Annotated in this window: 3 protein-coding genes; 2 read left to right on the top strand and 1 reads right to left on the bottom strand. The window is 42.2% G+C overall.

Translation table 11 applies throughout. From position 1 onward, the window contains the following. Window positions 1–66: 66 nt before the first annotated feature. Entirely contained in the window at window positions 67–1962 is a 1896-nt protein-coding gene (dxs, locus tag B4H32_RS03605) for a 1-deoxy-D-xylulose-5-phosphate synthase (protein ID WP_286800031.1), read from the bottom strand. 304 nt (window positions 1963–2266) lie between these two features. On the opposite strand from dxs, the gene ribA reads away from it, so the two are divergent. Both ribA and B4H32_RS03595 read left to right on the top strand, forming a co-directional pair. Then, window positions 2267–2869: a GTP cyclohydrolase II gene (ribA, locus tag B4H32_RS03600; RefSeq protein WP_004683304.1), complete on the top strand. Its 603-nt coding sequence runs from the start codon at window positions 2267–2269 to the stop codon at window positions 2867–2869. A gap of 54 nt (window positions 2870–2923) precedes the next feature. After that, the coding region (locus B4H32_RS03595) for a hypothetical protein (protein WP_286800028.1) at window positions 2924–3414 on the top strand (491 nt) is incomplete at its 3' end.

Genomic DNA, 3414 nt, shown 5'->3' with positions numbered 1-3414 from the left:
TATAAGGGCTTTTAGGTAAAAAATGTTTGCGAAAGATTATTTTCTAATTTACAAAGCGTTAGCGATCTATAACCAAGCTTGTTCTATTGAAAGTAAAATACCTTTGGCATCTAAGCCACAGTCAATGAGCATTTGCTGATGAGTTGCTTGATTTAAAAATGCATCTGGCAAACCTAGATTTAAAATTGGCTTAATGATTTTAGCGCATGCTAAAAATTCATTTACTGCACTTCCCGCACCAGCCATAACCGCATGTTCCTCTACAGTCACAAAAAATTTTGTGTTAGTAGCTAAGTCACGAAGCATCTGCTCATCTAATGGTTTTACAAACCGCATGTTGACCACAGATACAGCAACCGAATATTTACTTGCTAATAATTCTGCTGCTTCAACTGATGCTGCAACACGGCTACCAAAAGCAAGGATACTGATCTGCTGATCTGCGTCCTGATTAAATTGCGCAACGATTTCAGCTTTACCAATTTCTAAAGCAGTCATCTGTTGTTGAATTTCAGCACCTGTACCGACACCACGTGGGTAACGTACCGCGGTTGGTCCATTATAGTGATATGCCGTATGCAACATCTGGCGACATTCATTTTCATCTTTTGGTGCCATGATCACCATGTTAGGTACAGTACGCATATAGGCATAATCATAGGCACCTGCATGGGTTGGACCATCTTCACCGACTAAACCAGCACGATCAATTCCAAAAGTCACATCCAGATTCTGTAACGCAACATCATGGATCAACTGGTCATAGCCACGCTGTAAAAAGGTCGAATAGATTGCTACAACAGGTTTTAAACCTTCACACGCCATACCCGCGGCTAAAGTCACTGCATGTTGTTCAGCAATCGCAACGTCAAAGAAACGTTCAGGGTATTGCTTTGCAAACTGAACCATCCCTGAACCTTCACACATCGCTGGAGTAATCGCCAGTAAACGATCATCTTGCGCTGCTTCATCACATAACCATTGTCCAAACACGTCTGAGTATTTAGGCGGTGATTTTTTTGCAGGAGCAGATGCTGTAGGTACAATTTTAGTAATAGCATGATAGGTAATCGGGTCTGCTTCAGCTGGCGCAAATCCTTTACCCTTTTTGGTATAAATATGCACTAAACGAGGGCCTTTACGTTTTTTTAGCGCATGGAAAACTTGTGTGAGTTGTTCAACATCATGCCCATCAAATGGCCCAAAATAATCAAAACCAATCGCTTTAAATAAGTTATCCGCTGCATCTGTTGCAGACTGATGTAACCTTGAGTTATAAGTCCACTTCGGATGTGGCTGAACATAGGCTTCACCCTGTTCATTGACATTAATCAACTGACCTGTTTCCCAAATCGCCGCCAAATGCTTGGCAAAGCCGCCTGTACTGCAGGAGATCGACATATCATTGTCATTCAGCACCACAATCAGGTCGGCATCATGGGCAACCGCATCATTCATGGCTTCAAAGGCCATACCTGCGGTCATTGCACCATCACCGACAATGGCAACCACATCGCATGGGTCTTTTTGGTAGCGACGTGCCAACGCCATACCAAGACCAGCAGAAATTGCTGTTGATGAATGGCCTACCCCAAAAGTATCAAACTCGGATTCTTCACGGGCAGGAAATGCAGCCAAACCATCTTTGGCACGGATCGTGGTAATTCTGTCACGGCGACCTGTCAACACCTTGTGTGGATAAGCCTGATGACCCACATCCCAAACCAGACGGTCCTGAGGTGTATTAAAACAATAATGCAACGCAACCGTTAATTCGATTACACCAAGATTTGCGCCAAAGTGGCCACCGCTTTGCCCTGCCGCATACAAAATATATTGACGCAACTCATCCGCCACTTGTGGGAGCAGGCCTTGTTCGAGCTGACGTAACTGTTGTGGATGATCAATTCCATCTAACAATGGCGTAACAGGACGTTGAGTTGGAATTTCGGTATACAACATAATGTGGCGAAGCCTTTTTAAGCCTGGCAAATCCGAAGCTGGGTTAAATGGGGGCAATCATACAATTAAATATGATCTACCTTCAATCAGCCACATGGGCAAATGATGTCGTGCTAAACATTCTCATGCCAGTCTCGGGGACTGGCTGGCAGATTATCCTGAATTATGTCACTGTTTATCAACCATTATTGTGTGCTTTGTATGAAAAAGAAAAACTTATGTGAAAAATCAGAAATTCCAATTCACGCAATCTTCACACATTCAGCTATACTTTGACTGTTTTTATTATCATAGTGAGCGTTCTGTGCCAATTGAATTTGTTGCAACATCAAGGCTACCAACTGCTTTTGGTGACTTCAATATTTCCGTGTTTCAAGACCCAGCAACGGGCGAAGAGCATGTGGCGCTTTCCAAAGGACTAGAAACTGCACCAAATCAGCCCGTACTCGTGCGTATCCATTCTGAATGTTTGACTGGTGATGCCTTTGCCTCATTGAAGTGCGACTGTGGACCTCAGTTACAAGCCACACAACGAATGATCAATGAAGCGGCTCAGGGTGTGATTTTATATTTGCGTCAGGAAGGTCGTGGGATTGGCTTGACCAATAAAATTCGTGCCTATGCCCTACAGGATCAGGGGCATGATACCGTTGATGCAAACTTATTGTTAAATCTACCTGCTGATGCGCGTCGTTATGATATGTGCAGCATTATGCTCGATCATCTGCAAGTGAAAGAAGTAAAATTGCTGACGAACAATCCACTCAAACTAAAAGCACTCACTGATCTTGGAATTAATGTGGTCGAGCGCGTTCCGCTCACTGTAGGTCGTAATCCATTCAATGAACATTATTTAAAGACCAAACGTGAGCGTATGGATCATCTTTATCAAAAGGATGATTTTTGAGTATAATTACTCTTCTGTATATATTTTTAAAATTAACATACGAAGAGGGATAATATGACCACTGTTTCTATTCAGGGGAAAACTTACGGCATCTATCAATTTACAGGTGAAGTGGTTGATAATAATAAACAACGAGAAACTCGGGTACATGGCGGTGGTGGTGCAACCTATAATGGGACAGGCGGTACAGCTCCTGTAACTTCAAGTACCACGATTCATGATCAATTTTTTCTCATGGATGATAATGGTCAGGAGCATGATGTCACCTTATCAAACTGGAATGTCACCTTACGCACAGGTCATCGCATTCAAATAATATGGGTGATTCCAGAAAATAAGCAAGAAGGTCCTTATGTAGTTGTTAATAACTTAAATTTAAAGAAATTCCAGCGAAATGATCCTGTAATTGGACAACTTGCATCAGATCATTATATAAAACCCTTTTGGGCTGGTGTCGCAGGAATTATCGTCATTAGCTTTATGATTAAACTTATTTTATTACCTATTTTAGGTATTATCGGTGCATCCATCTACACAAAGAAACG

The organism is Acinetobacter sp. UBA2063 (genome assembly GCF_002333245.1).
Taxonomy (GTDB): Bacteria; Pseudomonadota; Gammaproteobacteria; order Pseudomonadales; family Moraxellaceae; genus Acinetobacter; species Acinetobacter parvus.
The sequence above is the reverse complement of the archived record's forward strand: the minus strand, read 5'-3'. Positions and strand labels throughout refer to the sequence as shown.

Coding starts and splice junctions, on each gene's coding strand:
- dxs (WP_286800031.1), bottom strand. CDS start 1,962: ATGTTGTATACCGAAATTCCAACTCAACGTCCTGTTACGCCATTGTTA.